General features: G+C 72.0%; 17 protein-coding genes and 1 pseudogene. 7 read left to right on the top strand and 11 right to left on the bottom strand.

Features of this window, described 5'->3' with window-relative positions:
- Positions 1-73: 73 nt before the first annotated feature.
- Complete coding sequence (locus tag HHX40_RS04925; protein WP_182879607.1) at positions 74-2,824, bottom strand: ABC transporter substrate-binding protein; 2,751 nt, start codon at positions 2,822-2,824, stop codon at positions 74-76.
- A 98-nt stretch (positions 2,825-2,922) separates the two neighbouring features.
- Positions 2,923-4,107 carry an RNA-guided endonuclease InsQ/TnpB family protein gene (locus HHX40_RS04920; RefSeq protein ID WP_182879606.1) on the bottom strand — a complete coding sequence of 395 codons (1,185 nt, stop codon included), beginning with the start codon at positions 4,105-4,107 and terminating at the stop codon, positions 2,923-2,925.
- 281 nt (positions 4,108-4,388) lie between these two features.
- Here HHX40_RS04920 and serC point away from each other — a divergent pair, with 281 nt between their 5' ends.
- The 3 genes from serC to HHX40_RS04905 all read left to right on the top strand — a co-directional run bounded on the left by serC (position 4,389) and on the right by HHX40_RS04905 (position 6,897).
- Positions 4,389-5,501, top strand: a complete 1,113-nt coding sequence (serC, locus tag HHX40_RS04915) for a phosphoserine transaminase (RefSeq protein ID WP_182879605.1) — start codon at positions 4,389-4,391, stop codon at positions 5,499-5,501.
- Positions 5,502-5,653: 152 nt separating this feature from the next.
- Positions 5,654-6,220 carry an RNA polymerase sigma factor gene (locus HHX40_RS04910; protein ID WP_182879604.1) on the top strand — a complete coding sequence of 189 codons (567 nt, stop codon included), beginning with the start codon at positions 5,654-5,656 and terminating at the stop codon, positions 6,218-6,220.
- Positions 6,217-6,897 carry a hypothetical protein gene (locus tag HHX40_RS04905; RefSeq protein ID WP_182879603.1) on the top strand — a complete coding sequence of 227 codons (681 nt, stop codon included), beginning with the start codon at positions 6,217-6,219 and terminating at the stop codon, positions 6,895-6,897. Before HHX40_RS04910 ends, HHX40_RS04905 begins: the two co-directional genes overlap by 4 nt.
- Positions 6,898-6,906: 9 nt before the next feature.
- Here the strand turns inward: HHX40_RS04905 and HHX40_RS04900 are convergent, their stop codons facing one another.
- Positions 6,907-7,527, bottom strand: coding sequence for a rhomboid family intramembrane serine protease (locus tag HHX40_RS04900; protein WP_220498726.1), 621 nt, complete (start codon positions 7,525-7,527; stop codon positions 6,907-6,909).
- A 134-nt stretch (positions 7,528-7,661) separates the two neighbouring features.
- Here HHX40_RS04900 and HHX40_RS04895 point away from each other — a divergent pair, with 134 nt between their 5' ends.
- Together HHX40_RS04895 and HHX40_RS04890 are read left to right on the top strand one after the other, a co-directional pair.
- Complete coding sequence (locus tag HHX40_RS04895) at positions 7,662-8,264, top strand: TetR/AcrR family transcriptional regulator (RefSeq protein ID WP_182879602.1); 603 nt, start codon at positions 7,662-7,664, stop codon at positions 8,262-8,264.
- 18 nt (positions 8,265-8,282) lie between these two features.
- A pseudogene (locus HHX40_RS04890) lies at positions 8,283-9,170 on the top strand (SDR family oxidoreductase); the annotation flags it as partial.
- Between the two features lie 83 nt (positions 9,171-9,253).
- Here the strand turns inward: HHX40_RS04890 and HHX40_RS37550 are convergent.
- From HHX40_RS37550 to HHX40_RS04850, 8 genes are all read right to left on the bottom strand, one after another.
- Entirely contained in the window at positions 9,254-10,156 is a 903-nt protein-coding gene (locus HHX40_RS37550) for a collagen-like protein (protein WP_220498725.1), read from the bottom strand.
- A 337-nt stretch (positions 10,157-10,493) separates the two neighbouring features.
- Positions 10,494-11,291, bottom strand: a complete 798-nt coding sequence (locus HHX40_RS04880; protein WP_220498724.1) for a crotonase/enoyl-CoA hydratase family protein — start codon at positions 11,289-11,291, stop codon at positions 10,494-10,496.
- 14 nt (positions 11,292-11,305) lie between these two features.
- Positions 11,306-12,085 carry an SDR family NAD(P)-dependent oxidoreductase gene (locus HHX40_RS04875; RefSeq protein WP_111699954.1) on the bottom strand — a complete coding sequence of 260 codons (780 nt, stop codon included), beginning with the start codon at positions 12,083-12,085 and terminating at the stop codon, positions 11,306-11,308.
- 33 nt (positions 12,086-12,118) lie between these two features.
- Complete coding sequence (locus tag HHX40_RS04870; protein WP_111699955.1) at positions 12,119-12,463, bottom strand: STAS domain-containing protein; 345 nt, start codon at positions 12,461-12,463, stop codon at positions 12,119-12,121.
- 38 nt (positions 12,464-12,501) lie between these two features.
- Positions 12,502-13,254, bottom strand: a complete 753-nt coding sequence (locus HHX40_RS04865; RefSeq protein WP_182879601.1) for an energy-coupling factor ABC transporter ATP-binding protein — start codon at positions 13,252-13,254, stop codon at positions 12,502-12,504.
- Positions 13,251-14,015 (bottom strand): cobalt ECF transporter T component CbiQ, encoded by a 765-nt coding sequence (gene cbiQ, locus HHX40_RS04860; RefSeq protein ID WP_182879600.1) that lies wholly within the window; start codon positions 14,013-14,015, stop codon positions 13,251-13,253. The genes HHX40_RS04865 and cbiQ overlap by 4 nt, the downstream gene beginning before the upstream one ends.
- A gap of 170 nt (positions 14,016-14,185) precedes the next feature.
- Entirely contained in the window at positions 14,186-15,235 is a 1,050-nt protein-coding gene (locus HHX40_RS04855) for an energy-coupling factor ABC transporter permease (RefSeq protein WP_182879599.1), read from the bottom strand.
- Between the two features lie 75 nt (positions 15,236-15,310).
- Positions 15,311-17,179, bottom strand: coding sequence for a glycosyltransferase family 2 protein (locus HHX40_RS04850; RefSeq protein WP_182879598.1), 1,869 nt, complete (start codon positions 17,177-17,179; stop codon positions 15,311-15,313).
- Between the two features lie 178 nt (positions 17,180-17,357).
- Between HHX40_RS04850 and HHX40_RS04845 the strand changes: the two genes are divergently transcribed.
- Positions 17,358-17,579 carry an EF-hand domain-containing protein gene (locus HHX40_RS04845; RefSeq protein ID WP_182879597.1) on the top strand — a complete coding sequence of 74 codons (222 nt, stop codon included), beginning with the start codon at positions 17,358-17,360 and terminating at the stop codon, positions 17,577-17,579.
- 93 nt (positions 17,580-17,672) lie between these two features.
- Positions 17,673-18,305, top strand: a complete 633-nt coding sequence (locus HHX40_RS04840) for a TetR family transcriptional regulator (RefSeq protein ID WP_310737947.1) — start codon at positions 17,673-17,675, stop codon at positions 18,303-18,305.
- Positions 18,306-18,334: the final 29 nt, after the last annotated feature.

The raw sequence follows: 18,334 nt of genomic DNA, 5'->3' as shown, positions 1-18,334 counted from the left end.
AGGGCCCGCGGCTTTCCGAGAGGGCCGCGCACCCTCGGCCGTCCCCCGCGCCCGCCCCGCTCACCGTCAGGGCTCAGCGGCGGGGCTCGCCGTCCTCGCCGTACACGTCGGGAAGGTGGTCGCAGACTCCGCCGGGCGGCGCGGACTCCCGCAGGCTGAGGCGCCCGCAGCGGACCGCCACCTTCACGCCGCCGCCGGCCTGCACCCGCATGATCGCGATGGTCTTGTCCACGGGGTCGTGGGCCTCCCGGCCGCCGAAGTCGATCACTCCGCTCGAACCGTTCCTGGCGAGCCGCCCCGAGACGAGCGCGAGCCGGTAGAGGAGGTCTCCCCTGCTGGGCAGCCTCCTGCCCTGGTACGCCCGGTTGGCCGAGTCGTAGAAGAGTTCGACCGCGTCGTAGCCCAGGATGAGGTTGTCCTCCGACTCGGTCGAGTTCCGGCCGAAGAGGGCCTGGATGAACCCGGTCGGCTGCGTGCCGTGGTCCCGCGACGGATCCCGCCACAGTTCCCGGCTCGCGAGCGCGGCGTAGTACACCTGCACGCGCCCGTAGTCGCCGATCTCCTTGCCATGGTCGGTGACCACCTTGATCACGTCGTCCCCCGCGATCACCTTGACCTGGCCGTCGCTGCACTTCTCGACGGCGTCGACGAAGCCGAGGAACTCGGTGGCCCGGCCCGCGTACAGGATCACGTCGGGATGGCGCCCGCAGGCGACCGACGTCGCCTCGGCGATCCCGCCGCCGTCCACGGTGTAGTAGACCTCGTCACGCTCGGAGATCTCGATCCCCTGGTCGCCGGCCGCCTCCTTGTAGTCGCGGGCGAGGTTGTTGGTGTAGCTGTCGCCGGGTGACCGGTCCTGGACGATCACCGCGGTGGGCGAGGACTTCCCGGGCAGCAGCGTCCGGCGGATGAACCGGGCGACGAGCTGCGCCTCGCGCCAGTTCGTCGGGCCCATGCGGAAGTAGTAGGGGGACGGCCGCCTGGGCGCCGTCCCGATCTCGCCGGCGCCGGCGACGTCGGGCACGTACCCCAGGTCGTCCGCGGTCGCGGTGGTCGAGAGCATCGGGATCTTGGCCTGGTGCAGCACGCTGATCGCCTCTTCGACGCCCTTGACACTGCGCGGGAAGCCGATGACGCCGAGCGTGTGCGGGTCCTCGGCCGCCAGCCTGCTGACCAGCCGGGCGGCCCGGCGCCCCTGGCGGAAGTCCGTCCCGGCGTTGGCGATCAGAACCTGGAGGCGGGGAACGTTCCGGACGGTGCGCTGGTACTGCTCCACGGCTTTCAGCTCGGCCAGCGCCCCGGACACCCTGCTGTCCTCCTCCGGCGCGTCCTCGCCGGGCTCGGCGGGCTCGCCGTCCGGCCGCGGGCTCCTGATCGAGTACTCCCCGAACAGGACCACGTTCACGTACGCTCCGACGTTCCGGGCGGCGGCGTTGTTCTCGTCGATCCGCTTCACGACGGCGCCGATGTTCCTGCCGAAGACGTCTTCGGGGGCCCGGCCGTCCGCGTTGACGACGCCGACGCACTCGTCGCCGACCAGCTCGGCCCAGGACAGGCCGCCACAGCGCGCCTTCTGGTCCTGGTAGATGCTCCAGGCCAGGGTCACCGGGCCGACGACGAGCAGCGCGATCACGCACCAGTACCCGATCGCCCGCATCCGGCTGGGCAGCAGCCGCGGCCGGTGGTCGTCGTCGGGCGCGGGGCCGGACGTGGCGGCCAGCAGGCGCAGCGGCGGCACCTGCCGCCGCACCCGGGCCCGCCAGGCGTCGGCCAGCGCCGGCAACTCCGTCAGGCGGCCTCCCGTGACCGCCCTCGCCTCCGCGGCCTTCGACTCCGGCACCGCGGCCAGCACCAGCATCGGCGGCAGGAGGCCGGTCTCCTCGGTGGTCTCCTCCAGGACGCGCAGGAACCGCTCGTTGGCGCACCCCGGCAGGGTGGCGTCCAGGACCAGCAGGCCGTACAGGCCGCGGCCCCAGCTCGGCCACGGAATGATCCACTTCTGGTACGCCTGGTGGAGGTCCTGGCACAACGCGTGCACCAGCAACCGGTCGGCGTCCTCGTCGCTCGCGCTCGCCACCCGCAGCGCGTACTGCGACAGCCGCTCGAACGGCTTCCTGGTCAGGTACGGCTGCCGCCGGAACCAGCCGTTGAAGAACGATCCACGGACCGACAGCAGCCCCTGGACGACCGTGCCGGCCGCGAAGACGAGCAGGCCGAGCGCCCACGGGAGCACGCCGACCAGGTCGGGCGCGCTGTCCAGCCACCAGGGCGCGTGGTCGCCGGCCACCTGGGTGCTCAGCAGGACCGCGGCCAGGGTGCCCACCGGCAGCCAGGTCGTCGCCGCGCGCCCGAAGAAGTCGGCCGCCGTCCTGCGGCCCTGGTGCCCGCCGTGCCTGCCGCCCCGCCAGAGCTTGAGCCGCTCCTTGAACTCCTCCAGGCTCCCCCGCGACTGCGGGTCGGGCCAGCGCGGGGGCGGCGTTCCACCGCGGTCCGGCTCCGGCGGCAGGCCGCGCTGCCTGCGCGCCCACAGCACGAACTGCACCAGCGAGAAACGCGGCGGCGGCAGGAACGAGCCGCCCACCGGCCGGCCGAGCTGCCCCTGCTCCCCGGCCAGCGCGTCCACGAGCTCGTGCAGCGTGCCGTACCGGCCGGCCGCCACCGACGCGTACGGGAGGCAGTCCTCGAACGGCGCGGCGAGACGGCGCGCGGCCTCGAACGCGTCGCCGTCCCGCTCGACGACGAACACCAGGGGAAGCGGCTGGTCCGGCAACCAGAAGAACGGCCTGCGGACGAGTTTCTCGATGACGCCGTGCACGTCGGCCACGTGGATGTCTCCCGGGAGGCGGAGTCCGTTTTCAGGGTGGTGCGTGCTTCTGAAACTCGACCGTGACTCCTCCGCTCCCCGAAGGGAGCGGCTTCTCGCTAAGCCGCTTGTACGGCGTCGCGAAGGGCAAGCCCTGCCCTGAGGATGTTGGTTGCCGCGTTCACGTCGGCGTGCGCGGTATGCCCGCAGGCCGTACAGGCGAATTCGGCTTGGGTGTGGCGGTTCTCCTTGGCGACGTGCCCGCAGCGGGCGCACGTGCGGGAGGTGTCGGCGGGGTTCACCGCGATCAGCTCGCGACCGGCGCTTTCAGCCTTGTACGCGAGCACACGCAGGAACACCCCCCAACCCGCGTCCAGGATGCTGCGGTTGAGCCCGGCTTTGGCGGCGACGTTCCGGCCAGGGGCCTCGATCGTGCCGGACGCCGACCGGGTCATGTTCACGATCCGCAGGTCCTCATGCACGATCACGCCGTAGGCTCCTACCAGCCCGAGCGCAACCTTGTGCGCGCCGTCCAGCCGCTGACGGCGAACCTTCGCATGCTGGGCGGAAAGCCTGGCCACAGTCTTTCGACGGCGATGGGAGCCGCGCTTTTTACGGGCGAGATCCCGCTGAGCGGCGGCCAGCTTGTCAGCGGACGCGGCCAGATGACGCGGGTTGGCCAGATGCTCCCCGTCCGAGGTGGTGACCAGGGACGCCACACCCATATCGAGGCCCACGGCCGCGTCGGTCGCCGGCAGAGGTCCTGGGGGGACCTCATCGCACGCCACGACCACGTACCAGCGGTCGCCTTCCCGCTTCACCGCGATCGTCTTCACCCGCCCGCGCACGGGCCGGTGCTGGTGGACGCGGACGTGGCCGACGCCCTGCAGGCGGACGTAGGTCGCCGTCGGGTGCTCAGGCTGGGAGTCCCACCGGCAGCCGTCGCCGTCCTTGGGCCACTCCACCGTGCCGAACCACCCGCGGCCCTTGAACCGCGGGAAGCCGGGCTTGTCACCGGCTTTGACACGGCGGAAGAACGCCGCGAACGCCCTTTCCAGTCGGCGCAGAGTGGCCTGCTGAGAGGAGAACGACCACCGGCCCTGCCCATCAGGGTCGTCAGCGCGAATGTGCTTCAGCTCCCCCGACTGGTCGCCGTACCCGACACTCACCCCCGCCATCCGATAGGCCGTACGACGGTGCTCAAGCGCCGCGTTGTAGAGCTGCCGGTGATCCTCCAGGCACGCGACGAGCGCAATGCGCTGATGGCGGGTCGGGCGCAACAGGAACGTGAAAGACCTACGCACGGCCGCTCGCCCTACGAGCGCGCCCGTACCGCGGTGCAGTACAGCGGAATGCCGGGGGAGGTAGGCACTCGACGAGTCACACGACCAGTATCACAGCACCGGGCATCCAATGCCTGGAAGATGAGAAGACAGGAAAGGGCCCGCGGGAGACCAAAAGACAAGCCCGGTCAAGGACGGCATGCCCCCGTTGCCTCAAGCGACGGTCCGCTGCCGAGGTCGTGAGGTGTCTCATCATCCGGACCATGGTCTAGAGCATTCGCAGGTCTCACTAGGCTTGAACCGTGGCTGACATCGTGATTCCCGCTGACATCAAGCCCGCCGACGGCCGTTTCGGCTGCGGGCCCTCGAAGGTACGCCCCGAGCAGCTCGCCGCCCTGGCCGGCGAAGGCGCGAAGGTGATGGGCACGTCCCACCGGCAGAAGCCCGTCAAGAACCTCGTCGCCCGCGTCCGCGCCGGCCTCACCGACCTGTTCTCCCTCCCCGAGGGCTACGAGGTCGTGCTCGGCAACGGCGGCACCACGGCGTTCTGGGACATCGCCTCCTTCGGGCTGATCCGGGAGAAGTCGCAGCACCTGAACTTCGGTGAGTTCTCCTCGAAGTTCGCGACGGTCGCGAAGAAGGCCCCCTGGCTCGCCGACCCCTCGGTGATCAAATCGGAGCCGGGCACCCACCCGCTGCCGGTCGCCGAGGAGGGCGTGGACGTCTACGCGCTCACCCACAACGAGACCTCCACCGGCGTCGCCATGCCCATCAAGCGCGTGGGTGACGACGGGTCGCTCGTCCTCGTGGACGCCACCAGCGGCGCGGGCGGCCTGCCGGTCGCCGCCGAGGACTTCGACGTCTACTACTTCGCGCCGCAGAAGAGCTTCGCCTCCGACGGCGGCCTGTGGATCGCGCTGTTCTCGCCGAAGGCGCTGGCCCGGGTGACGGAGATCGCCGAGAGCGGCCGGTTCGTCCCCGAGTTCTTCAGCCTGCCGACCGCGATCGACAACTCGGTCAAGGACCAGACCTACAACACGCCGGCGGTCGCCACGCTGTTCCTGCTGGCCGACCAGCTCGACTGGATGAACGGCCAGGGTGGCCTCGGGTGGACCACCGCCCGCTCGGCCGACTCCGCCTCGCGCCTGTACACCTGGGCCGACAAGACGTCGTACACCTCGCCGTTCGTGGCCGACCCGGCGCAGCGCTCCAACGTCGTCGGCACGATCGACTTCGACGACTCCGTGGACGCGGCGGCGGTGGCGAAGGTGCTGCGGGCCAACGGCATCGTGGACACCGAGCCGTACCGCAAGCTCGGCCGCAACCAGCTGCGTATCGCGATGTTCCCGGCCGTCGACCCGGCCGACGTCGAGGCGCTGACCGTCTGCGTCGACTACGTGGTCGAGCGCCTCTGACGGTTCTTCCCGGCGGCCGCCTCCCGTGCGGCCGCCGTTCTCGCCGACGGTCTCCGGCCGTCGGCTTTTTCTTTTCTCCTCGAATTTGTAACGGTACGGAGTGCTCCGTCCAAGCAGGGGTGTGTTGATCCACACGACCGAGGGGAGCGCCGGTGCGCCGTGAACAGACCGGTCCGGCGGACTTCGCCCGAGATCCCGACGCCTTCGAGACCTTCTACCGGCGGCATGTCGACGCCGTGACGCGGTTCCTGGCCAGGCGGGTGGCCGATCCGCACCTGGTGGCCGATCTCACCGCCGAGGTGTTCCTCGCCGTGCTCGACTCGGCGCACACCTACCGGCCGGCTCGGGGCAGCGAGATCGCCTGGCTGTACGGCGTGGCGCGCAACACCGTGCTGGCGCAGCGCCGCCGTACGGCGAGGGAGCTGCGGGCCACCAGCCGGATCGCGGGCCGCCGCCTGCTCGACGCCGACGACATCGCCCGCCTGGAGGAACGCGTCGACGCCGAGTCGCCGGCCCGCCTGGCGCTGGAGGCGATGGCCGATCTGCCGGACGGCGACCGCGCGCTGCTCGAACTCGTGGCGGTGGACGGGCTCAGCCCCGCCGAGGCCGCCGCCGCGCTCGGCATCGGGCAGGGCGCCGCCCGGGTCAGGCTGCACCGCGCCCGGCGGCGGATCCAGCGCGTCCCCGGAGTCATGGAGCTGATCGGAGGAACGAAGTGAACGACACGTTCGAGGACAGGCTGCTCGCGGAGCTCAAGGCGGAGATCGTGGCACGGGAGGCCCGGGCGCGCGCGCCGGGCGTGCGCCGGATCCTCCGGCCCCGCTTCCTGGCCGGCGCCGCGGTCACCGTCGCCGCCGCAACCGCTGTCGCGGTGCCGCTCGTGGCCGGGCAGCAGACCCCGGCGTACGCGCTGACCAGGCACCCCGACGGCTCCATCAGCCTTCAGATCAACGAGTTCAGGGACCCGGACCAGGTCGAGCGGGACCTGGCGAAGATGGGTGTGCGGGCCGACGTCACCTATCTGCCGCTCGGGAAGAGATGCGCCGAACGACGCACCCCTGTCGTCGCGGGCGACCACCTGTCCCTTTCCAAGGAGGAGGCGACGAGCAAGGATCCGGCCGTACAGGCGCGGATCCGGAAGAAGGCGCAGAAGTCGGCCTCGGCCCGGGCCATCCGGCCGGAGCACGGCATCACGATCTATCCCCGGTTCATCGGGCCGGGGCAGATCGTCCTGATCGAGATCAACGAGAATCCGGTGCCGCCGGACACCGCCCACCCCGGAGTGGCCTGGCAGTTCAGCGGGCGCCTGACGGACGGCCCGGTCAAGCCCTGCCGGGTGGTCGACGACCCCGGAGCGTTCGACATGGGGACCGCCGGGCCGCCGCCCGGGTCCTGAGCCCGCGTCTCAGTAGGCCCGCCGGCGGCGGAGCAGCCAGGCGGCGATCACGCCGCCGATGAGGCCGAACAGGTGGCCCTGCCAGGAGACGCCCGGCTGGGTGGGCAGGGCCCCCCACAGGATCGAGTAGTACAGCACGGCGACCACGACGCCGAGGACGATGTCGAGAGCCCGGCGGTCGAACAGGCCCCGGGCCACGACGTAGCCGAAGTAGCCGAAGACGAGGCCGCTCGCGCCGATCGTGAGCGTGTCGGGCGGGCTGGTGAGCCAGACGCCCATGCCGCTGACCAGGATGACGATCAGGCTCGCGGCGAGGAACCGGCCGATGCCCCGGATGGCCGCCACGAACCCCAGGATCAGCAGCGGCACCGAGTTGGCCATCAGGTGGGCGAAGCCCGCGTGCAGGAACGGGGCGAAGAAGATCCCGGGCAGCCCGTCCGGCTCGTGGGCGACGATGCCGTACCTGTCGAGTCTGTTGTTCTCGACGTAGTCGAGGATCTCGATCGCCCACATCGCCGACACGAGCACGATCATCAGGATCGCGCTGCCGAGGGCGCCGGTGAGCAGCTCGGACGCGCGCTCCCGCATCGACCGGCCGGACGGGGGCAGCCCGGGCTCGGATACACTCATGGATTCACCGTACGCAGTCACGCCCATGGACGAGCGGACTGCCCGGAACCACCCCGATCATGCCTGCGGGTTGCGGTGAACGGCGATCGGCTGTATTTATAAATGCACGTTCATTTATGAATGAGGAGGGGCCGATGGCGGGACGCCCCCGGGGCGTGGACGATTCGGTGATCCTGCGGGCGGTGGCCGAGGTCGTCGGCCGGGTGGGTCCGGCCGGGCTGACCCTCGCCGCGGTCGCCGACGAAGTGGGGCTCGTGCCCGGCACCCTCGTGCAGCGCTTCGGGTCCAAGCGCGGTCTGCTGGTGGCACTGGCGCGGCAGGCCGCGCACGAGGCGCGAGCACACCACGAGCTGTCGCGGCAGGGGCGCCCCTCCCCGCTGGCGGCGCTGGCGGCGCTCGCCGAGGAGTCGATGGCCCTCATGGACACACCAGAGCGCTTCGCCAATCACCTGGCGTTCCTGTGCATGGACCTCACCGATCCACAGCTGCACGAGTACGCCCTGGTCGTCCACGAGGCGCAGCGCGAGGCGATCCTGGCCCTGCTGGACGAGGCCGTGGCCGAGGGTGAACTCCGCGCCGGCACCGACACCGGCACGCTGGCCGAGTCCGTCCAGGCGCTGATCACCGGCACCGGTCTGACCTGGGCCCTCGACCGGCGGGGCGCCCTGGCGGAGCGGCTCCGGCGGGCGGTCACCACCCTCCTGTCGCCCCACATCCGCACCGAGGAGAAGCGATGAACGACAACCAGCCCACTCGCCGGGAAGATCGCGCTGGTCGCGGGAGGCACGCGGGGCGGCGGACGCGGTATCGCCGTCGAGCTCGGGGCCGCCGGCGCCACGGTCTACGTCACCGGTCGCAGCGGCACGGCCGGCCGTTCGGACCTGGACCGTCCCGAGACCATCGAGGAGACCGCCGCCCGCGTCACCGCGGCGGGCGGCACCGGCATCGTCGTACGCACCGACCACAGCGAGCCCGAGGAGGTGCGCGCCCTGGTCGGCCGGATCGTCGCCGAGCAGGACGGCCGGCTCGACATCCTGGTCAACGGGGTCTGGGGCGGCGACGCGCTGACCGACTGGGAGCATCCCCTGTGGGAGCAGGACCTCGACACCGGCCTGCGGCTGCTGCGCCGCGCGGTGGAGACCCACGTCGTCACGAGCCGCTTCGCGCTTCCGCTGATGGTCGCGCGCAGGAGCGGTCTGGTCGTGGAGGTCACCGACGGCAACACCGCCCGCTATCGCGGCTCGTTCTTCTACGACATCGCCAAGTCCACCGTGATCCGGCTCGCCGTCGCCCAGGCCGCCGAGCTGAAGCCGTACGGCGTCGCGGCCGTCGCCCTCACGCCGGGTTTCCTGCGCTCGGAGGCCGTGCTGGACCACTTCGGCGTGACCGAGGCCGGCTGGCGGGACGCGGTGGCGGAGGACCCGCACTTCGCCTATTCCGAGACCCCCGCGTACCTCGGCCGGGCCGTCGCCGCCCTGGCCGCCGGCCCCGGTGTCATGGCCAAGACCGGACGCGCCCTGGCCACCTGGGAGCTGTACAAGGAGTACGGCTTCACCGACGTGGACGGCACCCAACCGGACTGGGCCGCCCACTGGGCCGACGCCCTGGAGGAGGAGTACGGCCCCCTCGGTGACCCCCTCTGACATCTCGCTCTCGCCCGCCGGAGGACGAGAGGGATTCCCGTCGAGCGGCTCACCGCCTGCGCTGAGGCCGTCCTACGGCTTCGTCAGCGCGACGGTGTGACGGTCGGCGTGGCGGGCGGAGGAGCCGACGGCGTGACGGTCGGAGGGGCCGACGGGGTGGCGGACGGCGTGACGGTCGAGGTAGCTGTCGGCGTGGCGGTCGGAGGGGCCGACGGGGTGGCGGACGGCGCGCCGGTCCGCAAGGTCGTGACGATCTCGGGCACGCTGGTCACCAGCAGCTTGCCGCTCACGGCGATGTCAGTGGCCGTGCTGTAACCCATACAGCTGAGGATCACCGGGCTGGGGGTGGTCAGCTTGGCGGTGGCCGGAAACGCGAGCAGAAGCGTCGTGCCCGGCGCGGCACTGCCGGATTGGGACGAGGCGGAGGTGGTGCCGGCGGGCGTGTGAACGTCGCACTCGGCCTCTAAAGCAGACGCCTTACTGCTTCGGGGACCGACGATGACGCTGACCTGGATGACGTAGTTTCCAGCGGGCAACTCGGGGATCCTCGCGACCTCATCATACGTTCCGGGCGTGCTGATGAACCTCTTCTCCGCGAGGTAGGTCTTCCCGTACGTCGCGCCCGGCTCGCCCTTGTCCCCCTTGGGGCCCTGAGGACCGGCCGGGCCCTGCGGCCCTTGCGGACCGGTCTCTCCCTCGGACCCCTGGGGCCCGGTCGGTCCGGTGGGGCCCTGGGGTCCGGCGGCGTTCCAGGAAACGGTCCGGTACTCGACGGGACACGTGCCGGCGGAGGCCTGCACACCCGCGGTACCGGCTTGGACCGACTCCTCCTCCCCCCGGGGCACCCGCATGACCCCGTCAGAGCCCACGCAGGCCACAATCGGCGAGGTCGTCGCCACCGTCGTGGCCACGGCGATTCCCCCGCCGCCCACGAGCAGCCCCGCCACCGCCCCGGCCGCCAGCCAGGCACTACGACCAGCTCGCACGCCCCATCACCCTCTCCTCGTTCGCATGATCGACACGAGGAACCTAGGCGGACGGAGGGGATCGGCGCGTCGTCACGGCGGGCGATGCGCCGTCCGCCGCCAGGTTTAGGAGACGTCCCGGCCGGGGCGGGACGGCCGTCCTGGACCTGTCCCGGACCTGTCCCGGACCTGTCCCGGACCTGTCCCGGACCTGTCCCGGCCCCGGTCGCCGTCGAAGCGAGCGGGGCCGCCGCCGACCGGTCGCGGCAGGTCCGGGAAACGGCTCGGGGCGCCCCCGCGCGAAGCGCCCGGAACGGACACCGCGCGGAGCGCCCCGAGTGACGTGCCGGAGCAGGGGCTACTCGCCCTTCCAGACGGGAGGGCGCTTCTCCGCGAAGGCCGCCGCGCCCTCCATCGCGTCGCCGGACGTGAAGACCGGGCCGATGATCTCGCCCTGCTTCCGGAACATCTCCTCCCTGGACCAGTCGGCCGACTCGACGACGACCCGCTTGGTCGCGGCGAGGGCCAGCGGCGCGTTCGCGGCGATCGTGCGGGCCAGTTCGAGCGCGCCGTGCAGGGCCTCGCCCGGGTAGGTGACCCGGTTGACCAGCCCCAGCTCGTAAAGCCGGGTGGCCGGGTAGTGCTCTCCGGTCAGCGCGATCTCCATCGCGACGTGGTACGGAATCCGGCGCGGCAGCCGCATGATCCCGCCCGCGGCGGCCACGAGCCCGCGCCTGGGCTCCGGCAGGCCGAACTTGGCGTCCTCGGAGGCGACGACGATGTCGCAGGCGAGCGCCAGCTCGAACCCACCTGCCAGCGCGTACCCCTCGACGGCCGCGATGATCGGCTTCTTCGGCGGCGCCTCGGTGATGCCGCCGAAGCCCCGGCCCTCGACCGTGGGCATGTCGCCGGTGAGGAACCCCTTCAGGTCCATGCCCGCCGAGAACGTGCCGCCGGCCCCGGTCAGGACGATCACCGACACCTCGGGACTGGCGTCGAGCTCGTCGAGGGCGGCCGCGACGCCGCGCGCCACCGCGCCGTTCACGGCGTTCCTGACCCTCGGCCGGTTGATGGTGACGACGGCCACCCCGCCGTCGACGATCTCTACGAGCACCTCGTCCGGCGCGGCGGCCGGTCCGGAGTCAACCTCGGACAACCTGACCTCACCTGTCACTTGGGCTGGAAACGGATGCCGCCGTCGAAGCGGATGACCTCGCCGTTCATGTAGTCGTTCTCGATCAGCGTGCGGACCAGGTGGGCGAACTCGGACGCCTTGCCCAGCCGCTTCGGGAACGCCACCGGCCCGATCAGCTTGGCCTTGAACGCCTCGGCGTCCTGGTCGCCGATCTTGCCGTAGATGGGGGTGTCGATGATGCCCGGCGCGATCGTCAGCACGCGGACGCCGACCACGGCGAGGTCGCGGGCGGCGGGCAGGGTCATGCCGATGATCCCGCCCTTGGACGCGGAGTAGGCGACCTGGCCCGTCTGGCCCTCGATGCCGGCCACCGACGCGGTGTTGACCACGACGCCGCGGGCGCCGTCCTCGTCCGCCGGCTCGGTCCTGGCCATGGCCGCCGCGCCGATGCGCATGAGGTTGAACGTGCCGATCAGGTTGACGTCGATCACCTTGCGGTAGGACGCCAGATCGTGCGGAGAGCCGTCCCGCCCGACGGTGCGCTGGGCCCAGCCGATGCCCGCGCTGCTGACCACGGCGCGCAACGGCTTCCCGGTGGCGACCGCCGTCTCCACCGCGGCCTGCACCGACGCCTCGTCCGCCACGTCGGTGTGGGCGAACACGCCGCCGATCTCGTCGGCCAGCGCCTTGCCGCGCTCCGCGTTCAGGTCGGCCACGACCACGGTCGCGCCGACACGGGCCAGCTCGCGGGCGGTCGCCTCGCCGAGGCCGCTGGCGCCGCCCGAGATGATTGCTGCTGCTCCGTTCAGATCCATAGCCGGACCCTAACGCGATAACCGAATGAAGTTCTACTCGGGGTGGCGCAAAATCGCGGTATCGACGTCCGGATAGACCTTGATCCGCCGGTCCAGCCCGGTCGTGCGCAGGATGCGGGCGACCGGCGGCTGCGGGGAGGCGAGGCTCACCCCGCCGCCCTCGCTCGTGGCCAGCCGCCAGGCCTCGATCAGCACGCTCAGGCCGCTGGAGTCCATGAACGACAGCTCGCCGAGGTCGAGCACGAGGGTCGGGTTGTCGTTCGTTATGGCGTCACGCACCTCGTCGCGCAGGAACGGCGCCGTGAACAGGTCGAGCTCACCCTCTACGGCCACCACGACGGCGTTGGAGAGCGATTGGCGCGCGAGCCGCAGCTTCAACGTGTGACCTCCTCCGCTGCGCCCACTTTACTTATTCATCACCCGGGGTGAGCGGGCACGGCGAAGCCGTACGGCAGTTCGAGCCGATGGTCGGCGAGCAGCCGCCCGTCGGCGAGGAGCGTGTGTGTCGGCCCGTCCGCGGCGATCACCCCATCGGACATGACGAGCGACCGCTCGCACAGCTCCAGCGCGTACGGCAGGTCGTGGGTGACCATCAGCACGGTCACGTCCAGGCTTCTGAGGATTTCGGCGAGCTCCCGGCGCGAGGCGGGGTCGAGGTTGGAGGAGGGCTCGTCGAGCACGAGGATCTCCGGCTCCATCGCCAGCACGGTCGCCACGGCCACCCTGCGCCGCTGGCCGAAGGACAGGTGGTGCGGCGGCCGGTCGAGGGCGTCGAGCATGCCGACCCGCTCCAGGGCGGCACGGACGCGGCGGTCGAGTTCGGCGCCGCGCAGGCCGAGGTTGGCCGGCCCGAACGCGACGTCCTCGCGGACGGTCGGCATGAAGAGCTGGTCGTCGGGATCCTGGAACACCAGCCCGACGCGGCGGCGGATCTCCCGCAGCGTGTCGGCGCGCACCGGAAGGCCGCCCACCTCCACCGTGCCGTGCCCGGCGGTGAGGATGCCGTTGAGATGCATGACCAGCGTGGTCTTGCCCGCGCCGTTCGGGCCGAGGAGGGCCACCCGCTCCCCCCGCCGGATCGTCAGGTCCACGCCGTACAGCGCCTGCGTCCCGTCGGGATAGGCGTACGCGAGCCTGCTCACCACGAGCGAGGGGCTGCCGGAGGTCATGTGGTGCTCCACGCCAGTAGGGCCGTCGCCGCGGCGAGGCAGGGAAGGATAGCCGCCGTCCCCCAGTCTCGCCCAGACGCCGATATATCCCTAATCGTCGGCATCTCGCCGGTGTAGCCCCGGCTCAGCATCGCGAGGTGGACCCGCTCCCCCCGCTCGTACGCCCGGATGAACAGGGCGCCGGCCGACTTCGCCAGCACCGGGGCCTGCCGCAGGTCCCGGGCGACGAATCCGCGCGACTCGCGGGCGACCCGCATGCGCCGCATCTGGTCGAGGATCACGTCGAGGTAGCGCAGCATGAACGTCGCGATCTGCACGAGCAGCCGGGGCAGCCGCAGCCGTTCGGCGCCGAGCAGCGTCATCCGGGGCTCGGTCGTGGCCGCGAGCAGGATCGAGGCGACCACGCCCAGCGTCGCCTTGGCCAGGATGTTCCAGGCGGCCCACAGGCCGGGGAGGCTGAGCGACACTCCGAGCACCTGGACCCGCTCACCGGTGCCGATCACCGGGATCGCCAGGGCGAACAGCACGAACGGCACCTCGATCACCATCCGCCGCGCGATCGCCCCCGCGGGCACCCGCGCGACCACCGCGACCGCGGCCAGCAGCAGCGCGTGGACGGCGAACGCCCAGAAACGCTCGCGCGGCGTGGCGACCACGCACACCGCGAACACGACGACCGCCACCAGCTTGCACTGGGGCGGCAGCCGGTGGACGGGCGTGTCGGCGGGCCGGTAGATCGGATGATGGTGCCCGGCGCTCATCCGGCGCCCGTCACTTCGCCACCATCACTTCGCTTGTCACTTCGCACTCACACCGCCATCATGGCCGACCCGCCGCCGCCCGCCGCGCGTGAGGGCCGGCAGGGCTCGCGGAGAGGCTCACGCGGGTGCTCGCGAGGCGTGGAAGAGCTCACGGGACACTCGGAAAGGGCTCACGGAGCGCCCGCGGGCGACACCCCGCCGGTCGGGCGCCTGCGTCGCCGGACGGCGTAGAACACCCCGCCGCCGGCCGCCACGGTCAGCGCGACGCCCGCGACCCCGGCCAGCCCTCCGGAGAGCCGCTGGTCGCTCAGGCCCCTCACGGAGTATCCGGCCAGCGGGGCGTCCTCCGCCGCGTGCGGCTTCTCCTGCGCGCTCAACCCCTTGTCGGACGCCACCTTCTCCAGCCCGTCGGGGGCGCTGGAGGCGTAGAACGACACGACGCCGGCCAGCAGCACGGCCACGATCGCGCCACCCGCCAGGACCGGACGCAGCCCGATCCCCGCCGAGGGCTTCTCGGCGGACCGCCCGCCGACCTCGACCTCCCCCTCGGCCGTACGCAGCACCAGTGGCCCGGCCGTCCCGCGCGCGCCGTAGACGAGGTCGGGCCGTACGGCCAGCACGCTGCTCACGGTGAGCGCGGTGATGAGGCCCTCCCCCAGCCCGATGAGCACGTGTACGCCGCCCATCGCGGCGGCCACCGCGCCCAGGTCGATCGGCGCGGTGCCGCCGAGCCGGAACAGGACCGTGAAGACGAGCGCCGCGGCGGGCACCGAGACCAGCGCGGCGAGGAACGACGCGGCCACCAGCGTGCCGCGCCGGCGCGGGCCGGTCCGGGTGACCAGCCGGAACACCGCCCAGCCGACGACCGAGGTGACGATCGCCATGAGCGTGATGTTGACCCCGAGGGCGGTCAGCCCGCCGTCGGCGAAGAAGAACCCCTGGACGAGCAGCACGACCGCGACGCACAGCACGGCGGTGTACGGCCCGACGAGTATCGCGGCCAGCGCCCCGCCGAGCAGGTGCCCGCTGGTGCCCGCGGCGACGGGGAAGTTGAGCATCTGCGCCGCGAAGACGAACGCGGCCACCAGGCCCGCCATGGGAGCGGTGCGGTCGTCGAGCTCCCGGCGGGCGCCCCGCAGGCACACGGCCACGCCGGCCGCCGCGAAGACTCCGGCGCCGACGGACACGGGAACGTCGAAAAACCCATCGGGTACGTGCACGATCAAACCCCTCTGAAACGGGCAGTCCTCAAGTCCACTTTAGAGCACGGGGTTGTAGTTGCAACTAATTCGCAATTAGCGCCGGCGCACGGCCCGGATCACCCGATTGACCAGGGTCAGCGGGGTGTCCACGCGTACCGACAGGCTGAGCCGCCGGTTGACCGCCGTCGCGTACGGCCTGGCCGTCAACCGCAGGGGGCCACGCCACCACCGCATCGTCCGGGCGGGCGCGTCCATCGCGGCCTCCACCTTGACCGGGAGGCGCACCGGCGGCCCGCCGAGGTCGAGTTCGAGGTAGGCGTCCCAGGTGCCGGGCGGTGGAACGTCCGTCTCGGCCGCGAACCCCTCTGATGAGAGGGCCACCGCTCGCTCCCGGTACTCCCGTCCCGGCCCGCGCTCACGCCACACCAGGTGCCGTACGGCCGGGGCGGCGGGCTCCTCGCCGACCCGCACGTGCCCCTCGACCAGCAGCCGCCGGGCCCGCCTGCGGACCCGGGTCAGCCGTGCGGCGGCCGGGACGCCGGCCGCGTGCCCTCCGGCGTCGATCGACAGGTGGCCGTGCGACCGGGTGAGGAAGGGCACCACGGCGACGCCGTTCACCAGACGGGGGCCCGGGACGCCGGCCCCCGGGTCGCGGCTGGAGCCGAACCGGGCCGGCCTGCGCACGCCCTCGCACTCGACGAACACGTGGACGTCCCACACGCCCGGCGGCAACGCGGCCACGTCGATCAGGACGGTGAAGAAGCCGGTGGCGTGGAGCGCGGGAAGCGCCCGCTCCTCCCGGGAGAGGCGCTCACGCAGCAGCAGCCCCACCACCCCGCCCAAGCCGCCCTCGCCCGGTGCGGTGGCGGTGGCGGCGGTGGCGGCGGGTGGTCCGGCCAGGCAGGCATGTCCGCCGACCAGCAGATGATCGCCGCGCCAGGAGACATCGGTCAGGCGGTGGCGCAGCGGCGCGGCCTCGACCCGCGCGAGCCGTACGAGACGGGCGGTGTCGTCGAGCGCGGCGAGCCTGGCGACGTCCATGTCGTCGAGGGCGGCCCGCACACCGGGCGTCAGCCACTGGCCGCAGATGTCGGCCACCTCGACGGCGATCTTCTCGCGGTCCGCCTCGTCGTCGTCCAGGAACGGCGCTCCCAGCCGGGCCAGCACGTCACGGCGCAGATGCCGCAGGAGCAGCCGGTCGCGCAGCGCGCCGGGCGGCACGTGCCGCGCCATCACCTCGATGGGCGTGCGGACCAGGCGCAGCCGGGTCAGGGGGTCGGCCACGCACCCCGCCTCGGCGTCTCCGGTTCCCGCGCCCTCCGCTCCGGTGGCCTCGGCGTGGTAGCAGTCGTGGTCCGCCACCACGGAGACGACCCGGGCGTGACAGTAGGCGTGCACGGTGAAGGCCATGTCCTCGCCGGTCCGCTGCGTCTCGTCGAAGCGGAGGGCGTGCCGTTCCAGGAAGGCCCGGCGGAAGAGCTTGAAGCACGTCAGGTCGTCGTAGACCGCGGCTAAGGAGGCCCGGTCGGCGCTGTCCCGCAGCCCGTCGCGAGCGCCGGAGACCCTTCCGACGACGACGTCCGAGCCGTTCCGGTCGGCCGCGGCGACCAGCGGCGTCAGCGCGTCCGGCGCGAGACGGTCCCCGGCGTCGCAGAAGAAGACGTACCGCCCGGCCGCGCGGGCGAGCCCTCTGTTACGGGCGGCGCCCGGAGTGCAGGGGTGCCGGTCGTGGATCACGGTGATCACTCGCGGGTGACAGGCGGCGTAGAGGTCGAGCAGCTCGCGGGTCCCGTCGCGGGACCCGCCGTCCACGACGACGATCTCCTTCGCGACCCGCTGGACCAGCAGCGAGGTGAGGCAGCGGTCGAGGGACGCCCGGCAGTTGTACGCCGGGACGACGACGCTGACGTCGATCATCCCGCGGGCCCCCCGGTCGACGCGCCGATCACTCTCCGTGTCCATCACCTTTCATTATGTGCCCCTGACCCTCGCGAACAGCGCCTGCGCCGCTCACCCGGCGCGTCACGCCTCTCCGGGACGGCGTCACCGGGCCCGGCAGGGGAACCGGCCGTCGATCTTTGGCAGGCCACGGCATAGGTTGTCTGGAGTTCCAGCCAACTGACGGCAAAGGCAGGTCACTGTGACTCACGAGCTCAGCCACGAGCGGTTCGAGACCCTTAAGCGTGAATTCGACGCGATCGACCGCGACGGCGACGGCTTCATCACCGAGGCGGAGCTGCTCTCCCACTTCCCCGGCCTGCCGCCGGAGGCGATCGCCGCGCTGGACCGGGACGCCGACGTGGACGCCGACGGCCGGTTCTCCCTGGAGGAGTTCGTCCGCCTGGCCGGCTCCCGCGACTGACCCGACCGCGCCACTCACCGAAAATTGCATATTCCGCAAAATTGCGCGCTACGCATCCTTGCGTAGCGCGCAATTAGTTGTATGGTGGTCCGTGTGAGCGGGGATGACGGGCGCCCGGGGCTGCGCGAGCGCAAGAAGCAGGAGACGCGCATCGCGCTGAGCTGGGCGGCGATCAAGCTCGTCGCGGAGCGCGGGCTGGAGAACGTTCGCGTGGAGGACATCGCGGCGGCCGCGGGGGTGGCGCCGCGGACCTTCAACAACTACTTCTCCAGCAAGGGCGAGGCGATCGCCGCCAGGCACCTCGACCGCGCCCGCCTGATCGCGCAGGAGCTGCGCCGCCGTCCGGTGTCGGAGCCCCTGTGGGAGGCCATCACGAGCGCTGTGATCACCCAGCTCGCGATGGGTGCGGACTACGACGACCGGCGGCCGGACCAGCATTGGCAGGCCGGCATCCGGCTCATGATCGACGAACCCTCGCTGCAGGGCGAGATGCTCAAGGCCAGTGCCGTCGCCGAGGAGGAACTGGCCGCCGCGATCGCCGAGCGGACCGGCACCGACATCGCCCACGACCTCTACCCACGCCTGGTGGCGGGCGCGGCGGGGGCCGCGATCAGGGTGGCGATGGACCAGTGGTTGCGGGCCGACCCGCCCGTGCCTGTCAGACCACTCGTCGAGGACGCGCTCGGCCTGCTCGCCGCCGGCCTGCCCGAACCCCGATCGTCGTAGTCGCCACCGGAGATCCGCAGGCCGCCGGA

This window comes from Microbispora sp. H10949, from assembly GCF_014161435.1.
GTDB classification, from domain to species: domain Bacteria; phylum Actinomycetota; class Actinomycetes; order Streptosporangiales; family Streptosporangiaceae; genus Microbispora; species Microbispora triticiradicis.
This window is presented reverse-complemented; position numbering and strand designations above follow the sequence as displayed.

Excerpts from the sequence above, each read along its gene's own strand:
- HHX40_RS04865 (WP_182879601.1), bottom strand. The coding sequence starts at position 13,254 with ATGACCTCCGGCAGCCCCTCGCTCGTGGTGAGCAGGCTCGCGTACGCC.
- cbiQ (WP_182879600.1), bottom strand. The coding sequence starts at position 14,015 with ATGAGCGCCGGGCACCATCATCCGATCTACCGGCCCGCCGACACGCCC.
- HHX40_RS04900 (WP_220498726.1), bottom strand. The coding sequence starts at position 7,527 with ATGAGTGTATCCGAGCCCGGGCTGCCCCCGTCCGGCCGGTCGATGCGG.
- HHX40_RS04850 (WP_182879598.1), bottom strand. The coding sequence starts at position 17,179 with ATGGACACGGAGAGTGATCGGCGCGTCGACCGGGGGGCCCGCGGGATG.
- HHX40_RS04895 (WP_182879602.1), top strand. The coding sequence starts at position 7,662 with ATGGCGGGACGCCCCCGGGGCGTGGACGATTCGGTGATCCTGCGGGCG.
- HHX40_RS04875 (WP_111699954.1), bottom strand. The coding sequence starts at position 12,085 with ATGGATCTGAACGGAGCAGCAGCAATCATCTCGGGCGGCGCCAGCGGC.